Raw genomic sequence first — 26,922 nt, forward strand, 5'->3', positions numbered from 1 at the left:
TCCTGTGTTTTGATCACAGTCGGAAAATCTCACGCCAAACCATTTACTTCCATCGAATAAAAATTCATATTTCATTCGATAAAATCGAACGATTAATGCGAACTGACACCGGATAGGCCAGCGCCATGATGACACTTGAACAACTTCAAATCTTTGTCGCCGTTGCCGAACGCGAACATCTGACCCGCGCGGCCGAGGCGATTGGCCTGACGCCTTCTGCGGTCAGCTCGGCGATCAAGAACCTTGAAGGTTTTTATGGTGTCGCGCTGTTTAACCGGGTTGGTCGGCGGATTGAACTGACCCAGACCGGGCGGCTTTTCCTAGATGAAGCCAAATCAACACTGGCCCGCGCACGCGCAGCTGAGCTGACACTGGCCGAACTGGGAGGCATGCAGCGCGGTGATTTGAACGTCTATGCCAGTCAGACGATTGCCAGTTACTGGCTACCGCCCTTTTTAATGAAGTTTCACGATCAATATCCCGGCATTGAAATCCACCTGACCATTGGTAACACCAAGACCGTGTCTGACGCGGTCCGCGGCGGGGCCGCCGACATCGGCTTTATCGAAGGCGATATTGATGAACCGGCCCTTGCCAAACGTGAAGTCGCCGAAGATGCCTTGGTCATTGTGGTTGGCCCCAAGCACCCCTGGGCCGATGGTAGGCCGCTAACGCCAAGCGCCCTGATCACGCAAACCAACTGGATCCTGCGCGAAGCTGGGTCTGGCACCCGATCGGAATTTGAAAGCGCACTTCGCGATCTTGGCATCGACCCAACCCGGCTTAAAACCGCCCTCGTCCTGCCGAGTAACGAGGCCGTCATCACAGCGGTCGAAACCGGCCTTGCCGCCACCGCCGTCTCGCAATTCGCGGTAAGCTCACTGATCGCCCAAGGCAGGCTCGCCCGCGCAAGTTTCCCGATCCCGCCGCGCAAGTTCATGGTGCTGCGCCATAAAGAACGCCAGCAAACCCAAAGTTCGCTGGCGCTGGAGAAACTGTGTATGCAATTGGGTGGACGCTAAACTAGGCCTTCGACAACATGGCTACCAATTCAAAGCACGCACATACTCATTACCGGCGATCTGAAACACGAATCCGAGCGCCAATAGTACTATACAGAGCCGAGAAACTCTCTCATAACGCTCACCTCTTACCCTTTCCGCCTGATTCTCCTGCTCAACGACGATAGTGTCGTAGCCGTCCGACCTGACTTTGGGCATCACGCCAAAGAAGAATATAAGTATTGCACCGATAAGATCTAACACCAATCCGATAGCAGATAACATACGATCACTCTGAATTCAGTGTTACGTGTAGGACAAGCAGCGGTTAAAGTGCAGTAGAATGCAGCTTACCAGAAAATACGTAATGTAATTTTTCCAACTTTAAATATTCCAATTGCAAATTGCGCATTCGCAATGTCGCACTGCACATAAAACTTTATCGGTCTTTCTGACAGGTCAATCCATACCAGTTGGCGCAAGCAAACCTGATGGTATCTGGTAACAGGCACGTCGTACTTTACGATGATGCGGAATTGGCCGGAGGCTTCGCCTATTAGAAGGACCAAGGCCAATGCTTGATGCAGAAATATTGGCGCGCATACAGTTTGCCTTTACCGTATCGTTTCACATCATCTTCCCGTCATTCACCATCGGGCTTGCGAGCTTTTTGTTCATGCTTGAAGCGATGTGGTTGCGCACCCGCGATGATACCTATCTTGCGCTTTACAAGTTCTGGCTAAAGATCTTTGCGCTGGCCTTCGGCATGGGGGTCGTCTCCGGGATTGTGATGTCCTATCAGTTTGGCACCAACTGGGGACCGTTTTCGGAATTCACCGGTGGCGTGATCGGCCCGCTGATGGCCTATGAGGTTCTAAGCGCCTTTTTCCTTGAGGCAGGCTTCCTTGGGATCATGCTGTTTGGCCTTAACCGGGTTGGGCCGAAGCTTCATTTTATGGCGACCACGATGGTTGCGGTCGGCACTTTGTTTTCTGCCTTCTGGATACTGTCGGCCAATAGCTGGATGCAAACGCCTGATGGCTTTGTCATCGAAAATGGCCGGGCAGTTGTCACAAGCTGGATCGATGCGATTTTCAATCCAAGCTTCCCATACCGGCTGGTGCATATGGTTCTGGCAGCTTACCTCACCACCGCCTTTGTTGTCGGTGCGGTTGGGGCTTGGCATTTGCTGCGCGACCGGGAAAACCGTGCGGCACGGATCATGTTTTCCATGGCGATGTGGATGGCCGCCATCGTGGCCCCGATCCAGATCGTGGCAGGCGATATGCACGGGCTCAATACCCTTGAGCATCAACCGGCCAAGGTCGCGGCAATGGAAGGCCATTTTGAAACACAAAATGGCGCACCGCTGATCCTGTTTGGTTTGCCCGATATGGATGCCGAGGAAACCAGATATGCGATTGAAATCCCCAAACTGGGATCAATGATTCTGACCCATGACTGGGATGGCAGGATTACGGGGTTGAAGGATTTCGCCCCCGAGGATCGCCCGAATGCGACCATCGTCTTTTGGACTTTCCGCATCATGGTCGGCATTGGTGTTTTGATGGCGCTTCTGGGCGTCGCAAGCCTGATCGCGCGGTTCCGCCACAAGCTTTATGACTGCAAACACCTGCATCGATTTGCCCTTGTCATGGGACCAAGCGGATTTGTCGCCATTCTGGCAGGCTGGTTCACCACCGAAATCGGGCGTCAGCCATGGGTGGTATATGGCGTAATGCGTACATCCGAAGCCGGATCGCCCATCACTGCAACGGCAATTGCCGGATCGCTTCTGGCCTTCGTCGCTGTCTATACGATCGTCTTTGGGGTTGGCACGGCCTATATCATCCGCGCCATGAACCATGACCCACGTCATGCGCACCTGCCCAAGGGCGAAGTCCTTCGTGCCGGTGGTCGGCAGCTGGCGGCACATAATGCCCCCCGGAAACCCTCGGAGGCAGGAGAATGATCATGGATTATCAACTGATCTGGGTTCTGTTGATTGCGGTTGCCGTCTTTGCCTATGTCACGCTTGATGGCTTTGACCTAGGCATCGGCATTCTGTTTCCCTTCATCAAGGACCCGGCCAAACGCGGGCGGATGATGAACACAGTTGCCCCCATCTGGGATGGCAATGAAACCTGGCTGGTGCTGGGTGGTGGCGGGCTTTATGCAGCCTTCCCCAAGGCATACTCATTGCTGATGACGGCCTTTTACATTCCGGTTTTTGTCATGCTGCTCGCCCTTGTGTTTCGCGGGGTGGCATTTGAGTTCCGGTTTAAAAGCCTTAACCATCAAAAACACTGGGACATTGCCTTTTCGGCTGGCTCCATCATTGCAGCAAGCATGCAGGGCGCGATGTTGGGTGGTTTTATCGAGGGCATTGCCGTTGAAAACGGACGGTTCGTTGGCGGTGCGTTTGATTGGCTAAGCCCGTTTTCGATCTTTTGCGCCTCGGCCGTGGTGGTGGGTTATGCCCTTTTGGGGACCGGCTGGCTGATCATGAAAATGGAGGGCGATTTTCAGGGCAATCTGCGCCGTCTTGCCAAACCGGCCGTGATCTGGATGGCGGCCAATCTGGCGGTCGTGTCATTGATGACGACTTATGTGAACCCGGCCTATGCGGATCGCTGGTTTGCGATGCCCAATATAGCGTTTCTCGCCCCGATCCCGATTGTGACTGCCGGTTTATTGTATTGGCTTTGGCATGCCGTGCGCAAACGTGAAAAGACCGTCTTTGGCATCACGCTTGGCATCTTTTTCCTGTGTTATGTCGGGTTTGGCATCACGCTTTATCCCAATATCGTGCCGCCAATGATCACGTTCCGCGATGCAGCCGCCCCTAATAACAGCCTTGCCTTCATGCTGGTGGGTGCTGCCATCCTGCTGCCAGTGATCATTGCCTATACGGCATATGCCTATTGGGTGTTTCGCGGCAAGGTCAGTGATGAAGGATATCATTGATGCCACAGGTAACATCGGAAAAAACCAGACGACTTCTTTGGTTTGTAGCGCTTTATCTTGGCGGGATCGTCGTGATTGGTACGGCGGCCTTCATCCTTAAGGCCATGCTGGGACAGGCTTAGCTCCGTCGCAAACAAATCCCCCATACCTGCCAACCAACTTTCTGGCAGGCATATCGCCCGGCAGCGTTCCCCCGCCTGCTGCCGGGCTCTTTTTATGCGACGTTTTCGGGCCTATTGATTGTCCTTGCGCCGGATCAGCAAGGCCAGCCGTTCAATACCATCACGGATGCGTTGTTCGCTTTCGGTTGCAAAGCTGAGCCGTGCGGTATTGATCCCGCTTTGATCACAGAAAAACGCCTGACCGGGGACGAAGGCGACTTTTACGTCTTCCATCGCATCGATCAGAAGTTCTCGGCTATTGATATTCTCGGGCAATGTTAACCATACAAACATCCCCCCTTCCGGGCGCGACCAGCGAACACTTTCGGGCATGAATTCTTCAAGCGCGCCCAGCATCACATCACGTTTGGCGCGATAGGCATCCTGCAGGGTTTCAAGATGGCCCGGGAACAGTTTGGTCGCAGCACGAAGTGCGATTTCCTGATTGATGGTCGATACATGCAGATCACCCGCCTGCTTCATCAGAACAAGCTGTTTGATCACCGGACGCGGCCCCGTGATCCAGCCAATGCGAAGAGCGGGTGCCAGTGTTTTGGAAAACGTCCCAAGCTGAATAACCGTGCCTTCAACCGGATCGCCATTGGTTTCATCGAGTGCCAGAAGCGATGGCAGGCTTTCGCCTTCATAGGCCAGCTTGCAATAGGCCGCATCCTCAAGGATCACCGCCCCATATTTACGTGCGGTTGCCAAAACAGCCTTGCGCCGTGCAAGGGAATAGGATCGACCGGTCGGGTTTTGAAAATCGGGTGACAGATAGGCAACCCGCGCTCCATTGGCAAAGGCGGCATCGAGCTCCTCAATCACCGGGCCTTCGTCATCCATGGCAATGCCAACATAGGTGGGACGACGCATTGAAAAGGCCTGCATCGCGCCCAGATAGCTTGGCTTTTCCAGAACGATCTCGCGACAGGGTTCAAGCAGCAATCGGGCAAGCATATCCAGTCCCTGCTGCGCACCACAGGTGATCAGGATGTTCTCAATCACGCGCGTGGTCCCCATGGTCGCCAAATCATCGGCAATCCATTGGCGCAAACCGGGCAGGCCTTCGCTGATCGAATATTGGAGGCTGCGACGCCCGGCCTGATCATCCGTCGTCAGCTGACCATAGACATCATTAAAGGTCGCAAGCGGGAAAAGCTTGGGATCGGGCACGCCACCGGCAAATGAAATAATCTCTGGCCGCTCGGCCACTTTCAACAGGTCACGAATTTCGGAAGCCCGCAGGGCACGGGCATCGGGGACGATCATTTCATTCCATTGGATGGTCATGGCGGCTCTCTTTAGGTCAGCAACATTGCCATTATTTGGCAAGCAACACTGACCTAAATCAAGTTTATTTTATTAAGGAATAAAATTTTGAAATAAAATTACAAAGTTAATTTCAGCCTATACCGTAGAAGCCGACCCAAACTATTGTTTTAGCTTCACCTTTTCAGATTCCAGCCAAACCCGGCAAAAGATCACAGAAACCAAAACCACCGCAAAGCAAGCGATCAGTGCCGAGAATCCCGCGCTGACGATCAGAAATGCCGGATCAGCCGCAACACCAAGTGCCACCAAAATCGCACCCACTTGCCCCATCAATGGCAGGCCCAGCGCAGACATGATCGGCAGAAACAGCATGACGGCGATCACGCGCAGCAGCGCAAACCAGAAGCTTTGTCGCCCGACCTGCAGCACATCCCCAAATGCCACCTGCCCGCGTTGAGTGCTTACAGCTCCCCACGATCCCAAAAGCACAAATGCCACCAATGCCGCGATCACCATCACAGCACCAAACACCAGACGCAGCGAACTATCCGCCTCCAAACGCCCCGCCGTCATGAGAAGGATGTCTGAAACAAAGATCAGCTGATAAAGCGTCGCCAAGATCGCCAGCACAAAGACCGCAACCAACATTGCCCGCCCAAACCGCAAAATGCCGCACAAGCCATCTGATCGCAGGGCAGCGATGCCCACAACACTGCGCAGAACAGCGATGTGGCTGACATAAGCAACGGGGATCAGAGGAGCAGCATGGAGGATAAAGAGAATCACCTGCCAGATAGCGCCCGGCAGGCTGGGCGCCCCATCCTCCCCCAGCAATGCGGGACCGGGAATGGCGGCACTCAGCCCGGCAAGCAGGATCGTCAGCAGAACAGCAATGGCGATAACCGCCCGCCCCTGCCACATCAGCGTCATGCCGTCTTGAACGACCCAACTTTTAAACGGGCGCGCATTCGCGTTCATTGATCCTCATACAATCGCATCACATAACAGTCGCACTTCATTGCGTTTGATATGGCGATGTATGGGGGCCTAGTTCAATGTTTTCAGGTCGTTCTTGCCTGAAAACGCGGCAGCGACAGGATCGCCCCACCCAGAAGCATCACCAGCGAAAGGCCAAGGATCAACCAACTGGTTTGTTCAAGACTTGCCGTCAGGCCCACCAGAAGACCCGCGATCGGCTGGGTCATATTGTTAAACAGAATGATGACACCGGTGGTTTTGCCGTAATCGCGCGCCGGGATGATCTTTTGCCGGATGGTGCGGATATAGATGTTAAACATGCCGTCAAAACCCAGCACCACGGCAAAACCGATCATATAAAGCCAGTAATCCGGGCTAAGCGCGGTCATGACCCCGCCCAGAAACACACCGGCAAACGAAACAAGCCCGATCATGCCAACCGACATGCGGCTGGCACCGGCCATCATCAAAACAATGATGGTAAAGACCGCACCGATGGTTTGAAGCAGGGCATAATGCTCTTCGCTTTGGCCATGAAGCCCCGTAACCATGGCCGCCGACGTCGCAAGCGTAATACCAAAGACAAGGTTCACACTCGCCGTCAGACCAATCACACGCTTAAGCCCAGGCAGATAAAGCAAATGCCCAAACGCGGTTTTAAACGGCGCGCCCCAGGATGGATTGTCATCGGTTGCTGCAATCGGCGTTTTATTGCCTTTGCGCCAGATCATCATCGAGAGTTCGGCACCAACAAACATGACGGCTGCAACGCCAACAACCGTTTGCCAGTTGCTAAGCGCAAACAGGCTGGCGGCCAAAAGCGGGCCGGTGACAATGCTGGTTTGATTGACACTTTGCGAGATTGACTGGACTTTCTCAAACCGGGCATTGGCAAAGATCTGCGGTAACATGACTTCGCGCGCCATAAACCCCTGCGTGGTCAAAAGCCCGCAAAGGGCTGAAATCCCGACAACCCAACCAAGCCCGCCAAACAAAGCATAACCGCCCAGCCCGAGCACACAGATCACAGCACGCCCGATCTGGCTTAGCTGCATCAAACGAAGTGGCGAATAGCGATCTGAAAGCACCCCGCACACGGGATAGAATAAGACGCGCGGCAATGTCTCGGCCGCATAGGCCAGGCCCGACAACGCAACACTTTGCGTGGTCTGATAGACCACCAATGGCACAACAAACAAAAGAAACTGATCAGCGAGCCTTGCGGCAAACATCGATGTGAAAAACAGGCCGGATGCCTGTTGGAACTTGAACCAGAGACGAAACACAGTGCCCCCTTAAACGCACGTCATACCACCCGAACCGGGTTGGATCGCGGTCAATTTGCCCCGGCATTTTGCTTTGCGCCAGCCGCAAAAGCACACACCCCTTGCGCAAAACTGCGCATGTCAAAATGCGGCGCGTAATATCGGGCGATGATTAATCTTGTTTCTGACACAAATCCACATTAAACACACCAATCAGTGTTGAACTAAATTCCGCCTCAATTTTTTGTGTAAAAATAGAAATCACACTTGCGTTGTGTAGCGTTCCGTATTACCCATCAAAGCCAAGTGAAATACATTTATAAACACAAATTTTGTGTTGATATATCGTCAGGAAAGAGAATGCAGCCTAATCTGACCCATCTCCGCCAGCTTGAGGCAGAGAGTATTCATATCATCCGCGAGGTTGCGGCATCGTTTGAACGGCCGGTGATGCTTTATTCCATCGGCAAGGATTCATCGGTTCTGCTGCATCTTGCGCGCAAGGCATTTTACCCTGCCCCGCCGCCTTTCCCGTTGATGCATGTCGATACCACCTGGAAATTCCGCGAGATGATCGAGTTTCGCGACCGGGTTGCCAAGGAATACGGCTTTGAGTTGATTGTCCACATCAATGAAGAAGGTGTGAAACAGGGCGTTGGACCGTTCACCCATGGGTCGAGCCTGCATACCGACATCATGAAAACGGAATCGCTTAAACAGGCGCTGAGCAAATACAAGTTCGATGCAGCCTTTGGTGGCGCGCGCCGTGACGAGGAAAAAGCACGTGCCAAGGAACGTGTCTTTTCTTTCCGCACCGAGAACCACCGCTGGGATCCGAAAAATCAGCGCCCGGAATTGTGGGATATCTATAACGCCCGGATCAACAAGGGTGAAAGCATCCGTGCTTTCCCGATCTCGAACTGGACCGAGCTTGATATCTGGCAATATATCTATCTTGAGCAGATCCCGATTGTTCCGCTTTACTACTCCGCCAAACGTCCGGTGGTTGAGCGCGACGGCATGCTGATCATGGTTGATGACGACCGCATGCCGCTTAATCCGGGCGAGACCCCGGAAATGAAATCGGTGCGTTTCAGGACCCTTGGCTGCTACCCGCTTACGGGTGCCGTTAAGTCCGAGGCTGCCACCCTGCCCGAGATTATTCAGGAAATGCTTCTGACCCGCTCAAGCGAACGTCAGGGCCGTATGATTGACCACGACCAGGCCGGGTCGATGGAGAAGAAGAAGCAGGAAGGTTATTTCTGATGGCGCATAAATCTGATTTGATTGCCGACGATATTCTCGGCTACCTCAAAGCCCAGGAAGAAAAAAGCCTTCTGCGTTTCATCACGTGCGGCAGTGTGGATGATGGCAAATCGACCCTGATTGGCCGTCTGCTTTGGGATTCCAAACTGATCTTTGAAGATCAGCTGGCTGCCCTTGAAGCCGACAGCCGCAAGGTTGGCACCCAGGGTGGCGAGATTGATTTTGCCCTGCTGCTTGACGGTCTGCAGGCCGAACGCGAACAGGGCATCACCATTGACGTTGCCTATCGCTTCTTCTCGACCGACAAGCGCAAATTCATCGTCGCCGACACGCCGGGCCATGAACAATATACGCGCAACATGGCAACCGGTGCGTCGACCGCCGATGTTGCCGTGATCCTGATTGATGCGCGTAAAGGCATCCTGACCCAGACCCGCCGCCATAGCTTCATCACGTCCCTTCTGGGCATCAAGCATGTGGTGCTGGCCGTCAACAAGATGGATCTGATCGACTATGATCAGGCCAAATTTGATCAGATCGTTGCCGAATATCAGAAATTTGCCGCACAGCTGAATTACAGCTCGATCACCGCGATCCCGCTTTCGGCCCTTCGTGGCGATAACATGATCGAGCCCAGCGCGAACACGCCTTGGTATTCCGGCCCAACACTTCTGGCCCATCTTGAAGATGTTCAGGTTGAACAGGACGCGATTGAAAAACCGTTCCGTCTTCCGGTTCAGTGGGTCAACCGCCCGAACCTTGATTTCCGTGGATTTTCCGGCACGATTTCATCGGGCAAAGTTAAGCCGGGTGACGAGATTGTCGTGACCGCGTCAGGTCAGACCAGCAAGGTCAAGGAAATCGTCACCTTTGATGGTAACCTTGATGTTGCCATTGCCGGTCAGGCGATCACCCTGACGCTTGAAGATGAAATCGACATTTCGCGTGGTGACATCTTGGCCGCGTCCGACGCAAAGCCGGACTTCGCCGATCAGTTCGAAGCACGCATCATCTGGATGCATGAAGACCATCTTCTGCCAGGTCGCCCCTATCTGATCAAGATGGGCGCACAGGTTGCCAATGCGCAGATCAGCGACCTTAAATACAAGGTCAATGTGAATACGCTTGAACATGTCGCGGGCAAAACGCTTGAACTTAACGAAGTCGGCATTGCCAATATCTCGGCCGATAAGGCTTTGGCGTTTGATCCTTATGATCAGAACCGTCATTCGGGCCGTTTCATCATCATTGACCGCTTCACCAATGCGACTGTTGGTGCGGGCATGGTCAACCATTCCCTTCGCCGTGCGACCAACATCAAATGGCAGGAAATGGACATTAACAAGGGCGCACGTGCCTATCAGAAAGGCCAGAAATCGGTCGTTCTGTGGTTCACGGGCCTGTCGGGTGCGGGTAAATCAACCGTCGCCAACCTGGTGGAGAAAAAGCTCCATGCGCTTGGCAAGCATACCTACACCCTTGATGGTGACAATGTGCGTCATGGCCTGAACAAGGATCTTGGCTTTACCGATGCGGACCGCGTGGAAAACATCCGCCGCGTTGGCGAAACAGCCAAGCTGTTTGTTGATGCCGGTGTGATCACGCTGGTGTCCTTCATCTCGCCGTTCCGTTCCGAACGTCAGCTCGCCCGCAGCCTTGTTGAAAAAGACGAGTTCATCGAAGTCTTTATCGACACCCCGCTTGAGGTCTGCGAACAGCGCGACGTCAAAGGCCTTTATAAAAAGGCCCGCGCTGGCGAGATCGCGAACTTCACGGGCATCGACAGCCCGTATGAACGCCCGGAAAACGCCGAGATCATCGTCAACACCGTTGATCAAAGTGCCGAAGCAGCCGCAGAACAGATCGTCGCAAAACTCGAAGAGTTCGGCGTTCTGGGGGCGTGGTATCCGGACATCTGATCAGGCATTAGATGCAAGCGTAGAAAACCCGGCAGGTATTTCTGCCGGGTTTTCTTTTGACATCTATTAGATGAATAAGATTAAACTGTTTCGACTTATACACTTATTAGCAAAGGCAATTAGCTCTTATGGCGTTGGGCAGAAGTATCCGCTTATTTCTAGTAGATGGCACCCCTACTGGTATCATCACCGCTGAGATTATGAATTGGACTGGCCATATCATTTCAGCGCCAAGAAATAGCCTGCCGCATCTTCTAAAGCGCCATGAAGTTACTCGGACAGGCGTTTACTTTCTCACCGGCCCTAACCCTGACAATCCAGCCAAAAGTCTCGTTTACATCGGAGAAAGCGACAATGTCTCTCGTCGTTTAATCAGCCACAACAACGATCAAACGAAAGATTTTTGGGACAAAACGTTCGTAATCACCAGTAAAGATCAAAATCTCACGAAAGCCCATGTGAGATGCCTTGAAAGCAAGTTGATCTCGATCGCGGCAAATGCCGGTCGTATTAATCTAGTAAACGCAACAGCCCCTGAATATGGATACCTACCTGAAGCTGATCTTGCGGACATGGAGTTTTTCATAGAACAGATCCGCATCACAATGCCAGTTCTTGGCATGGATTTCCTGAGAGAAAAGCCGAACACATCCGAGTCAGCCGTCATCGCGGACTCTTCCACAGAACGCTCTCCTACGTTTGAAATATATAGTCCAAAATACAAACTGGCGGCAAAAGCCCGGCAGGTTGATGGTGACTTTGTTGTATTAGCGGGCTCCCATGCCAGATCATCTTGGGATAGCAATGCCGGAGGTTATCGTAGCCTTCACGAACAACTTGTTGAGGAGGAGAGGCTAGTTCCAGAACGCGATGGAATTCTCCGCTTCAGGGAAGACACGGTTTTCTCAAGTCCCAGTGCAGCATCTGCAACGATTTTTGGTCGACCAGACAATGGACGGACAACGTGGCGAGTTGCAGGTACCAACAAAACCTATGCCGACTGGCAGAATGAACAAATCAGCTCGTCCGCTGAGCAAATTTCCGATGTTAACTAGTTTTACAGAGCCTCGAAGCAAATGAGAGAAAACCCGGCAGGATCACCTGCCGGGTTTTCTGTTTCCCGAAGACTGCGAAATCCCCGGGAAGGGGCACGGACGCGAGAAGCTTTGCCGGCTGCATACAACGGAGCACACAATCGGCTTGGCTGAGGCTGCCCCTATTGGCGTGCGCGTTTAACATCCGGTGTCGTATCAAAAGTAATCCACGGCCGACCGGTGTGATCGACGGTCAGGTGGCTGATGTCGATATTGTTGACGGTATCAAAACTCTGATTGGCGCTGTTCCATTTCGCCAGATCGTTATTGATGCGGATATAGACCGAACCATCTGCACCGACACTGATCGCCTGCGCTTCCTGCCCGCTACGGGGACGCAGAACAAAGTTCCGCCCATCCCACTGACGAACTTTATCATTGCTATCAATGATCCAGATACCCTGTGCACGACCAACGGCAACCTTGCTGATATTCACATCCGTCTGAATTTGACGGAAGGTCAGGGAATTGGACGGCTTGTGATAAAGCCGGTTGTTCCCGCTGGTAAAGCTGCAAACGACATAAAGCGTGTCGTCCGGTGCCATGCCAAGATCCTCGATCGTGTTGCAGGGATCATCATATTCGCGCAAAGAGCCTTCGAAATCGCGAAATAGACCAACCACGGTCGTCTGCCCCATCTCATTGACGTCCGCCCAGATGCCACCTTCTGAATCGACGACAAACCCGTCGATCTCATAGGAATTCGCCCCCAGTTGTGTCGACTTGGAGACAAAGGTTCGGCGTCGCTCGTCATAGGTCGTGAATTTACGATCCTGGAGGCTATAGACATAGACAAGCTCGTCATTGCCGGCCTCGATCCAGGCTTCGCCGCTTGCGATATCGCCGTTATCAAGTACGTCAAAGCGCATGTTCTTGGAAAAGGTGATCGCAGACGGACTGTCTGACACCGGACTTTCGCTGGCCCCACTGCCAAGAGTATCGCCGCTGCTACGTGCAGCAATCATGCGATCTGCACTTTCATCCCGCTCGAAATAGGATGACGCATAAACGCTGCCATCGGTCGCAACAAACCACGGTAAGCCATTCGGGCCACTGGCCACATCACGCGGCTCCTGCCCCAAGGTGGTCACCATCTCGAACGTTGCCTCATCCTCTTTTAGGCGCATCAAACGCCCCTGATCGGACACAATCCAGACGCGGCCATCAGGCCCAATGGATATATCTGTCGCCTTTTGCGGCAGAAGTTTGCAGGGAAAGTCATCGCAATGCTGAACAAATCCGTCAACATTGATCACCCAAACAACTCCGTCGGGCGACACGGCCACATCAATCCCCGCCCCCTGTATCCGGTTAAACCGTTTGCTGCTTTCATCAAATTCAAACAGCGTCCCGGACGCATCAGAAATCACAACGGTCCCGTCTGATCCGATCGCAATGTTTGAGGCGGTTGCATCACGTACCTGTTCCCATTCGACACCGGTATTGAAAAACACTCTACCCAGATTGGAAATCCCCCAAGGCTTGCCTTCGGGGTCCACTGCAATCCGCACGAGCGAGCCCGGGAAACTTTCGAAATCACGACGGCTATTGGACCAGCGCAGCACATTGCCATCTGCATCAAGCGCAAAGATGCTGCCATCCTTGCCAATCGCGATCCGGTCAGCCGATTTGTTGGTATCAAAGAACGTGATCGGATCATCGGCCGTAATGGATGCCTGATCGACCACACTGCCGCGATCTTCGGTCGGCCTGCTGTCTTTAACCACCGCGGTTTGCGGCGCAACGGACGGGGCAACAATTGATTGCGCGGACTGTACTGGGGCGGATGGGGTATCTACTGCAATCCCCTCGGCAGTCATCGAACGGGCATTTGCCGATCTGGCCTGCTGGTTTCGGGTTTGCTCCCCTGCCGATGAAATTGGCTTGTTGGTATAAAGGTCACCATCCGCCTGAACCGCCCAGACAGCACTATCTGGTGCGATCACAAGGCTGATCACGTCATTGATCCCGGCAAGTTTGCTCCAGACCTTCGCGGTGTCATTGAGAAGGCGAATATCACCTTCAGGGGTCGCGATCCCGACCTGCCCGGTGCTACCGGCGGCGATATCGCGCGCACGTCCATTCCATGCCTGCCAGCTTTCTCCATCAAAGGATTGCACCGTGCCGTCAGGCGCGATTGCCCAAAGCATCCCGTCATAATCAAGCACCAGGCGCACCGCCCTACCCGGTATTGGCCGCCATTCACTGCGCAGATCGTACCATTTGAAAATCGCGCCATCGTTTTTGGCAATATAGACATTGCCGAGGATGTCTGCCGCAACGTCGACAACGTCTTCTGCGCGGTTTTCCCACCACAGCCCGTTATAGCGAAACACAGTCCCATCACCCGAAACCGCCCAAGGGCGATTGCCCTCGGCGGCGGTAATACGCTGCATCTTTCCCGACATCGGTCGCCAGCGAATTTCGACAAGATCCCACCGCCAGACCGTACCATCACGCCCCACCGCATAGGCCTGACCATCGGCATTCATCGCAAGATCGGCAACCGATCCCGAAAGAGCCGTCCACGGGGCCGACGGGGCCGTTGATGTTTCCTGAGCCGCGAACGGCAGCGTAGTTGTCACGCCGAGATTGATCGCGAACGTGGCAAGCCCGATTAGGGCAAGCATCAGCTTTTTCAAACGCAATGTTCCTTCCAGCTAAGACCACTTCACTGCATCAAGATGCGGGACTGAACCATGGCGATGTTGTCCTGAACGGTTTCGTCTTCGTGCCAGGACACAAGGTCGACGTCACCAGAACGGAATTCCTCGAAGAACTCCTGACCCTGGATTTTATCGAGGATCTCGTTAAACGCCGGACGCGGGGTAAACCAGTCCTTATGACGGCGATGAAGACGTTCAAGATCCTGCTCAAGCGGCGAAAGCTGTTCGAGTACAACTTCGCGGCTTTCTTCGGATTGGCGGGTAAATTGCGGGCGACGCGGTGTCAGCAAGATCAGAACGGATCTCTCGAACTCACGCTCGGTCCGTTGAGAAAACAGCATGTTGAGCCCGGGAATATCCATCAACACCGGAACACCATCGACCGACTTCGACGTCTCACGCTCGCTCAAGCCCCCCAGAATAAGCGTTTCGTCAAACCGCATGGTGACGGTCGAATTAACGTTGGTTTTGGTCGTATCAAGACGGAATTCAAAGACAACCGAGTTTGACGGGTCGGTCAAAAAGGTACGCTCTGCCACGACATGCAAACGCAGCATATCGTCAGGCAGAATTTCGGGCGTGATCGCCAGCTTGACGCCGACTTCCTTTTGCACAGAAACACTATCACCATTGCCACCCGAAACCGCCGCAGCCAGAATTTCCGTGCCCGAGAAGAATTCGGATGTCTGACCGGTTTGCGCGACAAGACTTGGTTTTGCCAGAACCTGATTGTCGGCATCGGCAGAGTTTGCGATGTTCAACGAATAAGTCACAGCCGGAATGGAAATCATGCGCGTGATGGTCTGGGTGCTCTGCTCATACCCGTCATTGTGGTAATCTTTCACCCGGTTTGATCCGAACGAAAAGCCAGGCGTCCCCGAAAGCGGATCACCAAATTGCAACTGCAATCCATTCAGCAAATTAACGCCGCGCGAATTACGTACGTCTTCCTGTGTCCCGATCAGAACAACATCGACCACCACCATGGATGTGTCACTAAACGATCCGCCGGTCGATCCAACATCAACCGTCGGCAATTGCGATGTCGCCCCTCCATAGGCTGATCCGCCATAGGCCGACCCGCCATAGGCCGAGCCGGAACTTCCATAGGGCGATTGGCCGGACTGGGAGGACTGCGAGGACTGGGACGTTATGGCATAAGGATCTGTGCTCTGAAACTGTGCCAGCAGAACCTGAGCATCAGTATCATAAAAACTGTCCCAGCCAGACACACGCCGCTCAAGCATTCTGACCTTGTAGGGATCTTCGACAAAATCCCGATAACTATCAAGATAGTCACGCGCAGCAGCATCATTCATCGCCGCCAGACTGACCGTCATCGCCTTGACCACGTTTGGGTCCGTCGCTTTTTCCGGCGCAACTTCGATCAGGCGTTTCAACGCCCCTTCGGCGGTTTCCGGATCATGCGCGTAATAGGACGCAGCCGCCAGATTATAAAGCACATGGGCATCATCGCCGTAATGCTGGGCAACGGCGGCAAATTCAAGCTGCGCCAGTCCATAGCGGCGCTGATCCATATAAAGATGGCCCAGCTGGTACTGGGCAACCAGATTACCCGGATCAAACTGAAGAGCTTGTTGATAGCCCTGCTCTGCCAGCTCGAATTTCGATGCATCGCCGGACTTACCCATCAGGTGATAGACAAAGCCATTCAGGAACTGCAAATCCGAATTGGTGATATCCATCTTCAGCGCCACATTCACAAGCCGTGACGCTTCATCAAACTCATTTGATTTCAATTTCTCGATGGTGGCGTTGACCAGTTCATGGATGACACTGGCGTTGCGCATCTCAGAGACTTTAAATGTTTCTCCTTGCACATCCGACACCGAGTTCGAGGTAGAAAATCCCGTATCTCCAAGCGTTTGGCAGCCAGAAAGCATCATCATGATTGGCAATGCCGCACCAGAGAGAAGAAGGTTTTTAATTGAAATCATGTTCGTAAAGCCTTTGGGGATCGATCACCGCCAAAGCAAAGCGATGTGTCCCATCATTTCAAAACAGATGTCTTCCGCGTGGGAAAAGAAAGGAAACAAGGAAGAAAGGGGGCAACGCCAAGACGTGCCCCCTTTTTCAGATCAGCGTTTAGCGCCAATGAGACGCTTTACCCGCTTTCGTGATACGCCAAAGCTGATTTCCACCCGCAGCAACCCGGGCAGCATCGCCGTTATTCCCCTTCGCCGCCCAGTTTTTGGTATCGGCCTGATAGGCATAGATTTTCCCATCTGTGCCAACGACGTAGCTTAAACCGGACTGGAAGACGGCAACGTCCGTTGCGGCACCGCTCATGCGCTGCCACCTGCCGTCATCAAGCATCCAGATTTCCTTGTTGGCATTGACTGCCCAGACCTGATTGTCGCTTGCGACATCAAGGCTGGTCGCCTGTCCGGACTCACGCATCCAGCGGTTGTTAATCAGGCGATAGATCGTCCCTTTGTCATCCAGCATCCAGATGTTGCCATCGGCCGCAGCGATGTCGACTGCGTTTGTGCTCTGGATAACATTGACGCGATAGGGCGGACTATTGCCATAGGCGTAGAAGGTCTGCCCCTCATCATTGATGCCCCAAAGAATATTGCCGGCAACGGCAATGCGTTTTGCCGCCAGACCTGAGATATCCTCGAACTTTTCGGTCTGGTGATTGAACATCATGACCCGAGAAGCTTCATCTGCTTCTGCGACATCACGGAATGTAATCATGCTGCCATCGGTGCTCTGATGACGTTTAAGCAACATGTCAGAAAGAATGAAAACCGAACCATCCGACGAAATTGCGATATCGCGCGCCGTCTGGTTGTAGTCGACCCATTTGGTCCCCATCACAGTCGGGGATGCCTTGGCAATATCCTTCATCAAGGATGCCCAACGCACCTGGTTCGGCTTGACTTGATCCTGGGTCATCAGGGCCCAGTTGGTCACAAGTTCATCGCGGGTGTTGGGACGCTGCAACATCAAAGCCAGATTGATCGGGCGTTTGGCAATTTCCTGTGCATCATGAACAAGAGCTTCCTGCTTGATCATTTCACCCGCGTTTTCAGCAGCAATACTTGTAACAATCGAAGCAACCGTCACGGCAATGAAGGGAAGCGCGAAGCTTTTGGACATTATCCCAACATACCCTGCTGCTCGCTGGAAGGTATAAGGCAATATCTGTTTGGCAAGACCTGCAGCTGCGCTCTTGAAGCCGGAAGAAACTGACTCCACACCAATCAAAGATGCATAGCCAAGAGTGATCACAGCACTCGGTGCCAAATGCACAGACGAACTGACTAGCGTTTCGATCGATGGCGGTTTGTATCCAACATCATAAAGACGTGCCATGTTTGTGCGCATGTTGCTCGAACCTGCGCGCAGCACCACGCCCCGTTGCCAGCTTTCCCAGGAACGGCTCATTTCCGTTGCGGTCAGTTGGCGGGTTTGCTGAATGTAAATCGCAAAATAGCCAAGGAAATCGCGTTCGTAGTTGGTTTTTGGCCCCTTGGTAATAATGTTTATGATCCGTTCATATACCGCGACAAGAAGGGCTGGCGACTCTTCCGGTGCGGTTTGGATTACTTCCATTGACTGGGCGAAATATGACTCATCGGTGATGTTCTGCGCTGTCATATAGCGACGGATCACGCTTTCCACTGCGTTCGGCGTGCTCAGAACATCTGCTGCGATTTCCATGCCGCCGGGGATTGCGAACAAACCATTGGTGGTTCGCGGTGTACTTTCCCAACGCATGGTGACGAATTCGCAAGCATCGTTTGCTTTGACATGCCCCGCCGTGCGCACCGAACCCGCCGGGCAGGTCCAGCAAGTACCCCCATCAATGAAATCAAAATGCTCGCCCGGCTCGCAGGTCAGCGGGGCTTCACGGTTTGCAGCCGTCAGAAGTTCGTTACGAACACATGCTTTCGGATGGGTAACGGCTTCCCAGGTACGGATCGAGTTTTCCGGGCAACTATAGCAACTGCCATTCGGGTCTGCGAAGGTGCCATTTGGGCAAACGGACCCCAAAAATTCGGCAGAACGCGCGGTTGCGAAAACTTTGCCACACGCATCCCAAGCATCAACTGATGACATGGTACGGCTGTATCCTGACGGGCATTTCCAGCATTCGCCGCCATTGCGCGGATCGGTAACACTGCCAGAAGGGCAGATGTTGTGCGATCCGACACGCGTTGCAGAAAGAAACTGCGGTGGGCTTACTTCCCTAGAGCAAGCAACATTGGTATCAACTGCATTGGCCGTTCGATTATAGCCTGACGGACAAGTGAAGCAGGCCCAAAGCCCAACATCGAAGAAGGATCCAGGAGGGCACTCTGCTCTGGCCTTGCCGATCTTTGTTGCCTTTTCAAACCCGCAAGGTTCCAGAAGTTTTCCGGTAAAAAGATCTGCTGCACCACATGTCGCGTTACTGGTGATCGCGCCACTTTGCGTCTGATAATTCTGCGCCTGAGCTGTATTGATGTGCGAAAAGAATAGCAACGCGAAGATACCGGCCCCAAAAAGACCTGTGTATCGTAACGCCCGCAAGGCCAATGAAATCACTGCTCGTTCCTTACCACTGTTATTTTTGATTAACAGCGCTTCGGACCGGATCATCGAAAATCAATCTGAAAACCTAAGAAGCAACTGCCTTCACGTGCTTAGGCAATGCTTCCGGATCAGACAAGTCGATGATCTATATACCTTTTCTTTTTTGTCCTAATATGGACATAGATGTCTTGAAATGGATAGTTCAGACGAGAATCTAGCGAACTGTATCCGTCGGAAGCTCGCCAAACTCGCGCGCGTATTCCTGTGAAAATCTACCCATGTGACCAAATCCCCATTTGCGGGCAATGGATGCAATAGGGGTCCCAATATCTGCTCCGATCAGGTCATTGCGCACAAACTGTAATCTTATTTTCCGGATGTATTGGTTTGGGGTCAGGCCAAAAGCATCAAAGAATCCGCGCTGCAACGTCCGATAACTGCAACCTGCCGCCTCAGACAACGTTTGCATATCAAGCGCCTCCCCGGTATGCGCATGAATATACTCCTGCGCACGTTTTACATGTCGCGGCACAACCAACGCCGTCTCTCTCCCGGTCAAGGCATCTCTTACACTGCTATCCATCTGGGTGAGTATCTGCGTCAGCAGCAAGTCGCGCATCTGTGATGTTAACAAGACGTTACCGACATCAATCAAGCCATGATCAAGCGCGTTTGCCAGATACAGCAAATACTGTTTGATCATTTTCCCGCCCGTCGTCGTGAAGTCAGCCGTCGGGTTAAACTCAATCGGATAAAGGCCAAACTGCTCACCGCCCAGATTTCTGGCATGTTCGCGAAGGCTCAGCTTGGATATGGGCATTACAAGTGAGTGGAACTTCTCCTGATAGGCAGTTGCCTCAATACCGAGGTCCCGCATCATCCCGGTTTCCTTTGATAGTCGCCAGCTTTGACCACGATGCGTAATTTCGCCGCCCCCTTCAATTGGGGCAAACATCAACATGGTATCAGTGCATTCGCCGTCCGAATGCCAATCTACACGTGCTTCGCCAAACGTCCCATACATCAACGGCACATCGCCAATCTGCGCAATGGCCATATTGGCATCTACTTCCTCGCCTTTTCGATTAAGTGTCAGTCGAACAGGCGATGAAAAGCTCGATACCATCTCTTGCAGCTCAGACAAGTCGCGCGACTGCAGTACTGTAAATTTGGAAAGTAGTGCCATGACGCTAAGCTTTGTCTCCTTACGCGCTGCGAAACGCGCAGTTTCTGCATAACACTGTAAAAGCAAAAATCATGTTTCTTTGTTCATTCGAAATTAAAGGAGGTTCACCGCGCAGGCAACACTTATCGGTTGAAAAAATATTGTCTTCTCAGACACCTAGCCTTCAAACCATGACGCGCTTTCATCAAGTTGCATCTCAAAGCAGCACCGCCTAGAAACATTCGATAGGATCACTTTTGGTTCTGCCAGCTCTGCTTTTCTTGCCTTTTTACGCAAATGTTTTATGTTCATATGAACATTTTAAAAGTTCAAGTGAATTGCATGGATGCCATACCTACAAGCTGACATTGAATAAATGTAGCTGCGGCAACATCTATAAATCAAAGGGCCTCACTGTGCTGACCACCGCGTCAGCCGACCCACAAGAAAAGGCGCCAATATGGATATATCGCTGAAACTGCTTGAAATTGCAGGCATGATTGCCCTTCTGCTTTGGGGTCTTCATATGGTGCAAACCGGCATTCAGCGCGCCTATGGCCCCGAACTTCGAAAGCTTCTTTCAGCCGCACTTGGCAATCGGTTTAAGGCGTTCCTTGCGGGCATCGGCGTGACATCGGCCCTGCAAAGCAGCACCGCCACCGGTCTGATGGCGACATCCTTTACCTCAGAGGGTTTGATCAGTCTGGTCACCGCCCTGGCCATAATGCTGGGTGCGAATGTCGGCACCACATTGATTGTTCAGGTCCTGTCCTTTGACATCACCCAGATCGCACCGATTTTCGTTCTGATCGGCGTTTTGATGTTCAGGCGCGGTCACATCACGCGCACCCGCGATCTTGGCCGGGTTGCGATCGGGCTTGGACTGATGTTGCTGTCGCTTCATCTGGTGCATGGCGCGATCCTGCCCTATGCCAATGCCCCGGAACTGCGTGCGGTTTTGGGAGCGATCACGGTGGCGCCGGTTCTCAACGTCTTGCTTGCGGCCGTTTTGGCATGGCTTGCCCATTCAAGTGTCGCGACGGTTCTGATCATTATGTCCTTTGCCACGGCGGGCATTGTTCCGCTTGAGGCCTGCCTTGCACTGGTGCTGGGTGCCAATTTGGGAACGGCGATCAATCCGTGGCTTGAAGGCGGAAATAATAACGATCCGGCGTCCAAGCGCCTGCCGCTGGGCAATCTTTTGGGGCGGATGATTGGTGCTGTGATCGGGCTTGCCGTACTTGAACCCGCCACCGCCTATATCACCCTACTGGTGCCCGACCCCGCACAGGCCGTTGCGGCATTTCATCTGATCTTTAATCTGGCGATGGCGTTTTTGTTCCTGCCAATCCTGCCACCTTATGCAAGGCTTCTGTGCCGGTGGTTGCCAACGCGTAATGACGGCAGCGATCCGGCCAAGCCGGTCTATCTTGATGCAGATGTGCGCTCATCCCCGCCGATGGCGATTGCCGTTGCCGCGCGCGAAGCACTTCGGATGTCCGATACCCTGCAACAAATGTTGGCAGGGGTCGAAGATGCCCTGCAAAACGGTGATCGCAAACGTGCTGCCCAGACGCGCCAGATGGATGACATCCTTGATCACCTCAATACCGCGATCAAAGAATATCTGACGTCGCTTGATGTGCGGAAATTTGACGAACGTGATCATCGTCGTATGCGTGAAATTCTGACCTTTGCCACTAATCTTGAGCAAGCGGGCGATGTGATTGAACGTGATCTTGTGAACCTGACGAATAAGCGGATCAAGCGCGGCCTGACCTTTTCGCCGGACGGGCAGCGTGAATTGCTTGATATGCTTGAGCGCCTCGGGAATAACCTGCGTTCGGCATCGGCTGTTTTCATGAATGAAGACCCGCGCATGGCACGCAAATTGGCCAAGGAAAAAGAAGCCTTCCGCGATCTTGAGGAACGCACGATCAGCGCACATTTTGAACGCCTGCAGGCCGGGCGTCAGGACAGCACGGAAACAAGCACGCTGCATCTGGATATCGTCCGCGACCTTAAACGCATCAACGCCCATCTGGTGGCGGCGGCGGCCTATCCAGTACTGAAAGATCAGGGCGAACTTCTGACCAGTCGCTTGAAATTACCCAAGCACGGCTAACCGATACGCTCCCGACCAATATCATGGGCGTCATCTTGTAAATCCGCATTTCAGTCGTAACATCAATGATATGGCACGGAATGGAGGATGTGATGCGGTTTGTGTTGCCGCCTGTTCGGTACATGTTGGACGCGTTGGCGGTTGTGGCAGTTATGTCTGCTGCGATGCCAATAGCGACCTTGGCTGATGAAAAAGAGTTTCGCATCGGCGCCCATGTTGTTTTGGATGGGCAATGGGCGAAATATACCAGCCAAGCCAACCGCAGCTTTGTTTCGAGCTTACGTACCAAAACAGCATCCGGCGCAATCGAAACCCTGCCGACAGACCGGCTCTATCAGCTTTATCGCGCGCATCAACTTGATTGCATCCTGACCGGTGGCTGGCCCCATGATGATCCGCAATTAATGACCAAGCGCGCCCTGATGTTTGAAGTGCGCCTGTTTACCCGCGCGGACTTTGATCTTGGCGCGCAGGATGAAATCCTTGTCGGACGCATGAAGCAATTCCCGCCGCCTGCCTTGCCGATTGAGAAAACCATGATCGACTGGTTGCCACTCCAGAACCTGCAACAGGGATTTGATCTTTTGCGTGCGGGCCGGATCGATGCGCTTTTGGCCGATCCATCCCATGTGCAAAATGATGCCGATGGTCCACATGCCGGTATTGTCCCGGCCAATCTGCCGCCAGTGCGACAGTTTGGTGTGCCGCTTCTTTGCCATGACACCGAAGGCAATCGGAGCTTTGTCAAAATGCTCGATCAGGAAAGCCTGACCCAATAATGCGGCCCTTAATTGGCCCTATCAGATTGACAAAACTGGACCTTTTATACGGGACCAATCATCGGCAATCTGCAATCTGACCAAAACCAGTCAGGAAGAATGATGAGCACGCCCCACATTGATGAATTCGGCAAACCCGTTGGCCACCCGGTCGAAAACTGGACCGGATGTGACTTCCCGCCGCGCACCGATATGGTTGGCACCCATGTGATCGTAAGCCCGATTGATATCGCGCGCGACGCACAGCAACTGTTTGACGCCAACCGCACGGCAATGGATGGGTCACGCTTTACTTATCTGTTCACGCCGGCCTTTGATGATCTGGCATCCTATAGCGCCTGGCTTCAATCGGTTGCCGACAGCAAGGATGCGATCCTCCATACCATCATCGACAAAGCCACCAACAAGGCCGTTGGTGTTGCCGCCCTGATGCGGATTGATCCGACCCATGGCACGATCGAGGTCGGCAATATCAACTATGCGCCAACCCTTTCGCAGACCATCGGCGGGACGGAAGCCATGTATCTTCTGATGAAGCGTGCCTTTGATGAGCTGGGCTATCGCCGCTATGAATGGAAATGCGACGATCAAAACGCGCCGTCCCGTGCAGCGGCAACACGCTATGGCTTCACCTATGAAGGCACGTTTCGCAATCACATGGTCTATAAGGGCCGCAATCGCGACACCGCATGGTTTTCCATCACGATCGAGGAATGGCCCGCGATCAATGCCGCCTTTGAAGCATGGATGTCGCCGGATAATTTCAATGAAGATGGCAAGCAACGCCGTCGTCTTCAGGATTTCCGCAAATAACATCGCGGCGCCTGCTCAAAGCTGACCTCTATGCCCCATGCCCCGCACGCATCAGCGCGGCATGGGGATATTTCACGACTTCGCGCCCAAAGGCCCGTTCACATCTGATCAGCAAGACGTCATTTTCAATTCGGTGCTGTTACGCTTATAGTGCGACAACAACAGCTTAACCGGACATGATCGATGCTTGATGCCAGCCTGCGCCCCTTGATTGATAAGCCGCTCAATGCGATTGCCCGCGCCCTTTCGGGCAGTGGCATCACACCAAATATGGTGACCGGGTTTGGCTTCTTTTTGGGGTTGCTGGCAGCAGCATCGCTTGCCTTCAAGCTTGATTACGCGGCCCTTGTCCTGATCCTGGCATCGCGCATCATGGATGGGTTGGATGGGGCTGTTGCACGCCATACAATCCCCCGATCCCGCCATCCCGGTGCGAAAAGCCAGGAAAGCGATCTGGGCGGCTATTACGACATTGTTTCGGACTTTTTGTTTTATTCCGGCATCATTCTGGCCTTTGCCATCGGTCGGCCGGAACATGCCTTGATGGCGGCTTTTCTGATTTTCTGCTTTGTCGGGACGGGTTCAAGTTTTCTGGCCTATGCAATCATTGCCGCCAAGCAAAACCGCAACCATGAGCAACAGGGCAAGAAAAGCTTCTATTACCTGACCGGCATTACCGAGGGCAGCGAAACCATCTTTGTCCTGTGTCTGATCTGTGTGTTTCCGGCGTGGTTCCCGCAAATTGCCGCGATCTTTGGCGGGCTTTGCCTGATGACAACCCTTGGTCGAGTGTTACAGGCACGACGTGATTTTGGGTAATACTATTTACGCATCTTCTAATTCTTGAATAGCGCGTCCCCAACTGCCATATCGAAAGCGTTGCAGACACTCGTCACAACCCAAAACAACCGCGTCCCATTGCGGCCCCAAGCAGTGCGGCATTAACATCCTAGGGATATGATGCGATCCATCAGAATTCTGAGTTCCTTTGTGATCGGCTGCTTTCTTCTGGTCGCCTGTGATCAATCCGGTCCGATCAGGATCGGCTTTATTGCCGGACTTTCCGGCCCCGGATCAGAAACAGGCACAGCATCCCTGAACGCACTGAGACTTGCCGCACAGCAAATCAACAATGACGGTGGCATCGATGGCCGGATGATTGAAATCATCCCGCGTGATGATGAAAAAACCCCCGATATTGCCCAAGACCATGTGCGCGAATTCAAGGAAATTGGCGTAGATGCCATCGTTGGTCCGATCATTAGTTCGATCGGCATGGCGATGCTGCCCGTGATTAACGAGCTTGGCATCGTCACTGTATCGCCGACGGTTTCGGCTGCGGACTTTGCCGGTTTCCGTGATTACCTGTTTCGCATGAACACCACCACGCGTGAAAATGCGCGTGCCTATGCCAGACGCAGTATTGATCTTGGGCATAGCCGGGTTTCGGTTGCCCTTGATGGCCAGAACGAAGCTTTCACCGGCAGTTGGAACAGGGAATTCCTGTTGGAGTTTGATGAGCTTGACGGTCGCGTGATTTCGCAAGTCTGGGTCAATGTCGATGGCATCACCCATGCAGATGCCGCCGCACAACTTGTGAAAGACGGCCCCGAGGGCATCGTTTTGATCGCCAACAGTGCGGACAGCGCAAGCTTGGCACAGGAAATCCGCAAACTTGACCCGGATGTACCGCTATCTGCAGCAGAATGGGCCGGATCGGAATCGCTGATTGAAATGGGTGGTGAGGCGGTTGAGGGGATGGAATTGGTGCAGGCTTATGATCGCTATGACACCAATCCGCGGTTCCAGAACTTTATCACCGACTATACCGCGATGTTTGATCAGCATCCGGGCTATAGCGCGGTTCTGACCTATGACGCGGCAACGGTTTTGTTTGCTGCGATGAAAACCAAACATCCGGATCAAACCCTTGCCGATGCGCTGACCAACCTGCCACCGCAGATGGGCCTGCATCAGGAATTGATGTTTGATCAGTTTGGCGATGGCAACCGGGCCATCTATTTCGTTGCCATTCAGGACGGCAAATTTATCCGCGTCCAGTAACGCGCCATAGCGATCACCCGCGCATGAAAAAAGCCCCGCTTTGGCGGGGCTTTTGCAATTCCAGGATCGTGCAAGACGACCTTAGTGATCGCTTTCTTCCAGGAAGTGATCGCCAAGACCCGTGTCATAGGCCATGCCTTCCTTGGTCAGAACGATGCTTGCCGGATAGCCATCCTTGACCAGACCTTTGCGGGTCAGCGCCACCCAGACAGCCGGGTTTTCAAAACCACTGGCATCGCGCGCAGCAACGGTGAATTTGCCAACATGGACATGATCGCCATGGGCGTGCGGGACGCGCAGAAGCGTGCCTTCACCGGTTTCATCATCCACCTGACCGGAATTCGGATCATTGGCGATAACCTGTGCCAGGACGAGTGTACGAAGCTGAAGTTTATTGAGTTTCAGCGGATTTTTGCGAACGAACGCCATAACCGGTCTCCCCTCGGTTCAAATACGGTATTTGCAAGGACATATCTGTTACTTGGCGTGATCATGCAAGCTCTGATTTGCCATGCCTCATTGCAATCCTTGCAGGGCTTGGCACGGTTTTCCTAACCGCCCGCCAGCATCTTGCGCAGTTTGCGGTCCCGCTTAAGGTGCCATTCGCGGCTCATGGCCTGCCCGAATGTGCGGAACCGTTCGACATAAATCAGTTCCCACTGCCGCCCGCGCGTGGTTTTGGCACCCTTGCCACTATTGTGGGTCGCAAGTCTGGCATCAACATCGGTTGACCAGCCAACATAGGTCCGGGGCAGCTTAACCTTGCCCTGCCCCGGTACAAAATCCAGCTCGCGCAGCACATAAACAAAAGTGAAGGACGCCATCTGCGAATTACCCGGTCT

General features: G+C 53.3%; 21 protein-coding genes. 12 read left to right on the forward strand and 9 right to left on the reverse strand.

The genetic code is table 11. The features are described from left to right. Positions 1 to 125: 125 nt before the first annotated feature. From ACMZ66_RS06730 to ACMZ66_RS06745, 4 genes are all read left to right on the forward strand, one after another. Complete coding sequence (locus tag ACMZ66_RS06730) at positions 126 to 1,022, forward strand: LysR substrate-binding domain-containing protein (RefSeq protein WP_416935684.1); 897 nt, start codon at positions 126 to 128, stop codon at positions 1,020 to 1,022. Between the two features lie 553 nt (positions 1,023 to 1,575). Further along, complete coding sequence (locus ACMZ66_RS06735; protein ID WP_416935686.1) at positions 1,576 to 2,973, forward strand: cytochrome ubiquinol oxidase subunit I; 1,398 nt, start codon at positions 1,576 to 1,578, stop codon at positions 2,971 to 2,973. After that, positions 2,970 to 3,968: a cytochrome d ubiquinol oxidase subunit II gene (cydB, locus tag ACMZ66_RS06740; protein WP_416935688.1), complete on the forward strand. Its 999-nt coding sequence runs from the start codon at positions 2,970 to 2,972 to the stop codon at positions 3,966 to 3,968. Before ACMZ66_RS06735 ends, cydB begins: the two co-directional genes overlap by 4 nt. Beyond that, complete coding sequence (locus ACMZ66_RS06745) at positions 3,968 to 4,090, forward strand: hypothetical protein (RefSeq protein ID WP_416935690.1); 123 nt, start codon at positions 3,968 to 3,970, stop codon at positions 4,088 to 4,090. The genes cydB and ACMZ66_RS06745 overlap by 1 nt, the downstream gene beginning before the upstream one ends. Before the next feature lie 111 nt (positions 4,091 to 4,201). Here ACMZ66_RS06745 and ACMZ66_RS06750 read toward each other — a convergent pair whose 3' ends face one another. The 3 genes from ACMZ66_RS06750 to ACMZ66_RS06760 form a co-directional block, all read right to left on the reverse strand. After that, complete coding sequence (locus ACMZ66_RS06750; RefSeq protein ID WP_416935692.1) at positions 4,202 to 5,419, reverse strand: PLP-dependent aminotransferase family protein; 1,218 nt, start codon at positions 5,417 to 5,419, stop codon at positions 4,202 to 4,204. Positions 5,420 to 5,560: 141 nt separating this feature from the next. Next, the gene (locus ACMZ66_RS06755; RefSeq protein WP_416935694.1) at positions 5,561 to 6,379 is read right to left on the reverse strand and encodes a hypothetical protein; all 819 of its coding nucleotides are present in this window, start codon (positions 6,377 to 6,379) and stop codon (positions 5,561 to 5,563) included. 83 nt (positions 6,380 to 6,462) lie between these two features. Then, positions 6,463 to 7,665, reverse strand: a complete 1,203-nt coding sequence (locus ACMZ66_RS06760) for an MFS transporter (protein ID WP_416935696.1) — start codon at positions 7,663 to 7,665, stop codon at positions 6,463 to 6,465. Between the two features lie 339 nt (positions 7,666 to 8,004). On the opposite strand from ACMZ66_RS06760, the gene cysD reads away from it, so the two are divergent. The 3 genes from cysD (at position 8,005) to ACMZ66_RS06775 (ending at position 11,884) form a co-directional block, all read left to right on the forward strand. Beyond that, the gene (gene cysD / locus ACMZ66_RS06765) at positions 8,005 to 8,910 is read left to right on the forward strand and encodes a sulfate adenylyltransferase subunit CysD (protein WP_416935698.1); all 906 of its coding nucleotides are present in this window, start codon (positions 8,005 to 8,007) and stop codon (positions 8,908 to 8,910) included. Beyond that, positions 8,910 to 10,829, forward strand: coding sequence for a sulfate adenylyltransferase subunit CysN (gene cysN / locus ACMZ66_RS06770; RefSeq protein ID WP_416935700.1), 1,920 nt, complete (start codon positions 8,910 to 8,912; stop codon positions 10,827 to 10,829). Before cysD ends, cysN begins: the two co-directional genes overlap by 1 nt. A gap of 128 nt (positions 10,830 to 10,957) precedes the next feature. Then, positions 10,958 to 11,884 carry a GIY-YIG nuclease family protein gene (locus ACMZ66_RS06775; protein ID WP_416935702.1) on the forward strand — a complete coding sequence of 309 codons (927 nt, stop codon included), beginning with the start codon at positions 10,958 to 10,960 and terminating at the stop codon, positions 11,882 to 11,884. Positions 11,885 to 12,045: 161 nt separating this feature from the next. Here the strand turns inward: ACMZ66_RS06775 and ACMZ66_RS06780 are convergent, their stop codons facing one another. From ACMZ66_RS06780 to ACMZ66_RS06795, 4 genes are all read right to left on the reverse strand, one after another. Then, positions 12,046 to 14,565, reverse strand: a complete 2,520-nt coding sequence (locus ACMZ66_RS06780; protein WP_416935704.1) for a tectonin domain-containing protein — start codon at positions 14,563 to 14,565, stop codon at positions 12,046 to 12,048. A 29-nt stretch (positions 14,566 to 14,594) separates the two neighbouring features. Next, complete coding sequence (locus tag ACMZ66_RS06785; RefSeq protein ID WP_416935706.1) at positions 14,595 to 16,547, reverse strand: hypothetical protein; 1,953 nt, start codon at positions 16,545 to 16,547, stop codon at positions 14,595 to 14,597. Between the two features lie 148 nt (positions 16,548 to 16,695). After that, a complete protein-coding gene (locus tag ACMZ66_RS06790) occupies positions 16,696 to 18,678 on the reverse strand; it encodes a tectonin domain-containing protein (protein ID WP_416935708.1) in 1,983 nt (660 codons plus the stop codon). Positions 18,679 to 19,348: 670 nt separating this feature from the next. Further along, positions 19,349 to 20,320 (reverse strand): AraC family transcriptional regulator, encoded by a 972-nt coding sequence (locus ACMZ66_RS06795; RefSeq protein WP_416935710.1) that lies wholly within the window; start codon positions 20,318 to 20,320, stop codon positions 19,349 to 19,351. 439 nt (positions 20,321 to 20,759) lie between these two features. Here ACMZ66_RS06795 and ACMZ66_RS06800 point away from each other — a divergent pair, with 439 nt between their 5' ends. The 5 genes from ACMZ66_RS06800 to ACMZ66_RS06820 all read left to right on the forward strand — a co-directional run bounded on the left by ACMZ66_RS06800 (position 20,760) and on the right by ACMZ66_RS06820 (position 26,080). Next, a complete protein-coding gene (locus ACMZ66_RS06800) occupies positions 20,760 to 22,424 on the forward strand; it encodes a Na/Pi cotransporter family protein (RefSeq protein ID WP_416935712.1) in 1,665 nt (554 codons plus the stop codon). Positions 22,425 to 22,516: 92 nt separating this feature from the next. Then, the gene (locus ACMZ66_RS06805; RefSeq protein WP_416935714.1) at positions 22,517 to 23,203 is read left to right on the forward strand and encodes a hypothetical protein; all 687 of its coding nucleotides are present in this window, start codon (positions 22,517 to 22,519) and stop codon (positions 23,201 to 23,203) included. A gap of 102 nt (positions 23,204 to 23,305) precedes the next feature. Then, positions 23,306 to 24,016 (forward strand): GNAT family N-acetyltransferase, encoded by a 711-nt coding sequence (locus ACMZ66_RS06810; RefSeq protein ID WP_416935715.1) that lies wholly within the window; start codon positions 23,306 to 23,308, stop codon positions 24,014 to 24,016. A gap of 183 nt (positions 24,017 to 24,199) precedes the next feature. Then, a complete protein-coding gene (locus ACMZ66_RS06815) occupies positions 24,200 to 24,835 on the forward strand; it encodes a CDP-alcohol phosphatidyltransferase family protein (RefSeq protein ID WP_416935717.1) in 636 nt (211 codons plus the stop codon). A 141-nt stretch (positions 24,836 to 24,976) separates the two neighbouring features. Further along, a complete protein-coding gene (locus tag ACMZ66_RS06820; RefSeq protein WP_416935719.1) occupies positions 24,977 to 26,080 on the forward strand; it encodes an ABC transporter substrate-binding protein in 1,104 nt (367 codons plus the stop codon). Positions 26,081 to 26,161: 81 nt separating this feature from the next. Here the strand turns inward: ACMZ66_RS06820 and ACMZ66_RS06825 are convergent, their stop codons facing one another. Continuing rightward, positions 26,162 to 26,509: a hypothetical protein gene (locus tag ACMZ66_RS06825; RefSeq protein WP_416935721.1), complete on the reverse strand. Its 348-nt coding sequence runs from the start codon at positions 26,507 to 26,509 to the stop codon at positions 26,162 to 26,164. A 122-nt stretch (positions 26,510 to 26,631) separates the two neighbouring features. Continuing rightward, positions 26,632 to 26,904 carry a GIY-YIG nuclease family protein gene (locus ACMZ66_RS06830; protein ID WP_416935722.1) on the reverse strand — a complete coding sequence of 91 codons (273 nt, stop codon included), beginning with the start codon at positions 26,902 to 26,904 and terminating at the stop codon, positions 26,632 to 26,634. Positions 26,905 to 26,922: the final 18 nt, after the last annotated feature.

This window comes from Thalassospira sp. (assembly GCF_048059015.1).
Lineage (GTDB): Bacteria > Pseudomonadota > Alphaproteobacteria > Rhodospirillales > Thalassospiraceae > Thalassospira.

Coding starts and splice junctions, on each gene's coding strand:
- ACMZ66_RS06730 (WP_416935684.1), top strand. CDS start 126: ATGATGACACTTGAACAACTTCAAATCTTTGTCGCCGTTGCCGAACGC.
- ACMZ66_RS06735 (WP_416935686.1), top strand. CDS start 1,576: ATGCTTGATGCAGAAATATTGGCGCGCATACAGTTTGCCTTTACCGTA.
- cydB (WP_416935688.1), top strand. CDS start 2,970: ATGATCATGGATTATCAACTGATCTGGGTTCTGTTGATTGCGGTTGCC.
- ACMZ66_RS06745 (WP_416935690.1), top strand. CDS start 3,968: ATGCCACAGGTAACATCGGAAAAAACCAGACGACTTCTTTGGTTTGTA.
- ACMZ66_RS06750 (WP_416935692.1), bottom strand. CDS start 5,419: ATGACCATCCAATGGAATGAAATGATCGTCCCCGATGCCCGTGCCCTG.
- ACMZ66_RS06755 (WP_416935694.1), bottom strand. CDS start 6,379: ATGAACGCGAATGCGCGCCCGTTTAAAAGTTGGGTCGTTCAAGACGGC.
- cysD (WP_416935698.1), top strand. CDS start 8,005: ATGCAGCCTAATCTGACCCATCTCCGCCAGCTTGAGGCAGAGAGTATT.
- cysN (WP_416935700.1), top strand. CDS start 8,910: ATGGCGCATAAATCTGATTTGATTGCCGACGATATTCTCGGCTACCTC.
- ACMZ66_RS06775 (WP_416935702.1), top strand. CDS start 10,958: ATGGCGTTGGGCAGAAGTATCCGCTTATTTCTAGTAGATGGCACCCCT.
- ACMZ66_RS06785 (WP_416935706.1), bottom strand. CDS start 16,547: ATGATTTCAATTAAAAACCTTCTTCTCTCTGGTGCGGCATTGCCAATC.
- ACMZ66_RS06790 (WP_416935708.1), bottom strand. CDS start 18,678: ATGTCATCAGTTGATGCTTGGGATGCGTGTGGCAAAGTTTTCGCAACC.
- ACMZ66_RS06795 (WP_416935710.1), bottom strand. CDS start 20,320: ATGGCACTACTTTCCAAATTTACAGTACTGCAGTCGCGCGACTTGTCT.
- ACMZ66_RS06800 (WP_416935712.1), top strand. CDS start 20,760: ATGGATATATCGCTGAAACTGCTTGAAATTGCAGGCATGATTGCCCTT.
- ACMZ66_RS06805 (WP_416935714.1), top strand. CDS start 22,517: ATGCGGTTTGTGTTGCCGCCTGTTCGGTACATGTTGGACGCGTTGGCG.
- ACMZ66_RS06810 (WP_416935715.1), top strand. CDS start 23,306: ATGAGCACGCCCCACATTGATGAATTCGGCAAACCCGTTGGCCACCCG.
- ACMZ66_RS06815 (WP_416935717.1), top strand. CDS start 24,200: ATGCTTGATGCCAGCCTGCGCCCCTTGATTGATAAGCCGCTCAATGCG.
- ACMZ66_RS06820 (WP_416935719.1), top strand. CDS start 24,977: ATGCGATCCATCAGAATTCTGAGTTCCTTTGTGATCGGCTGCTTTCTT.
- ACMZ66_RS06825 (WP_416935721.1), bottom strand. CDS start 26,509: ATGGCGTTCGTTCGCAAAAATCCGCTGAAACTCAATAAACTTCAGCTT.
- ACMZ66_RS06830 (WP_416935722.1), bottom strand. CDS start 26,904: ATGGCGTCCTTCACTTTTGTTTATGTGCTGCGCGAGCTGGATTTTGTA.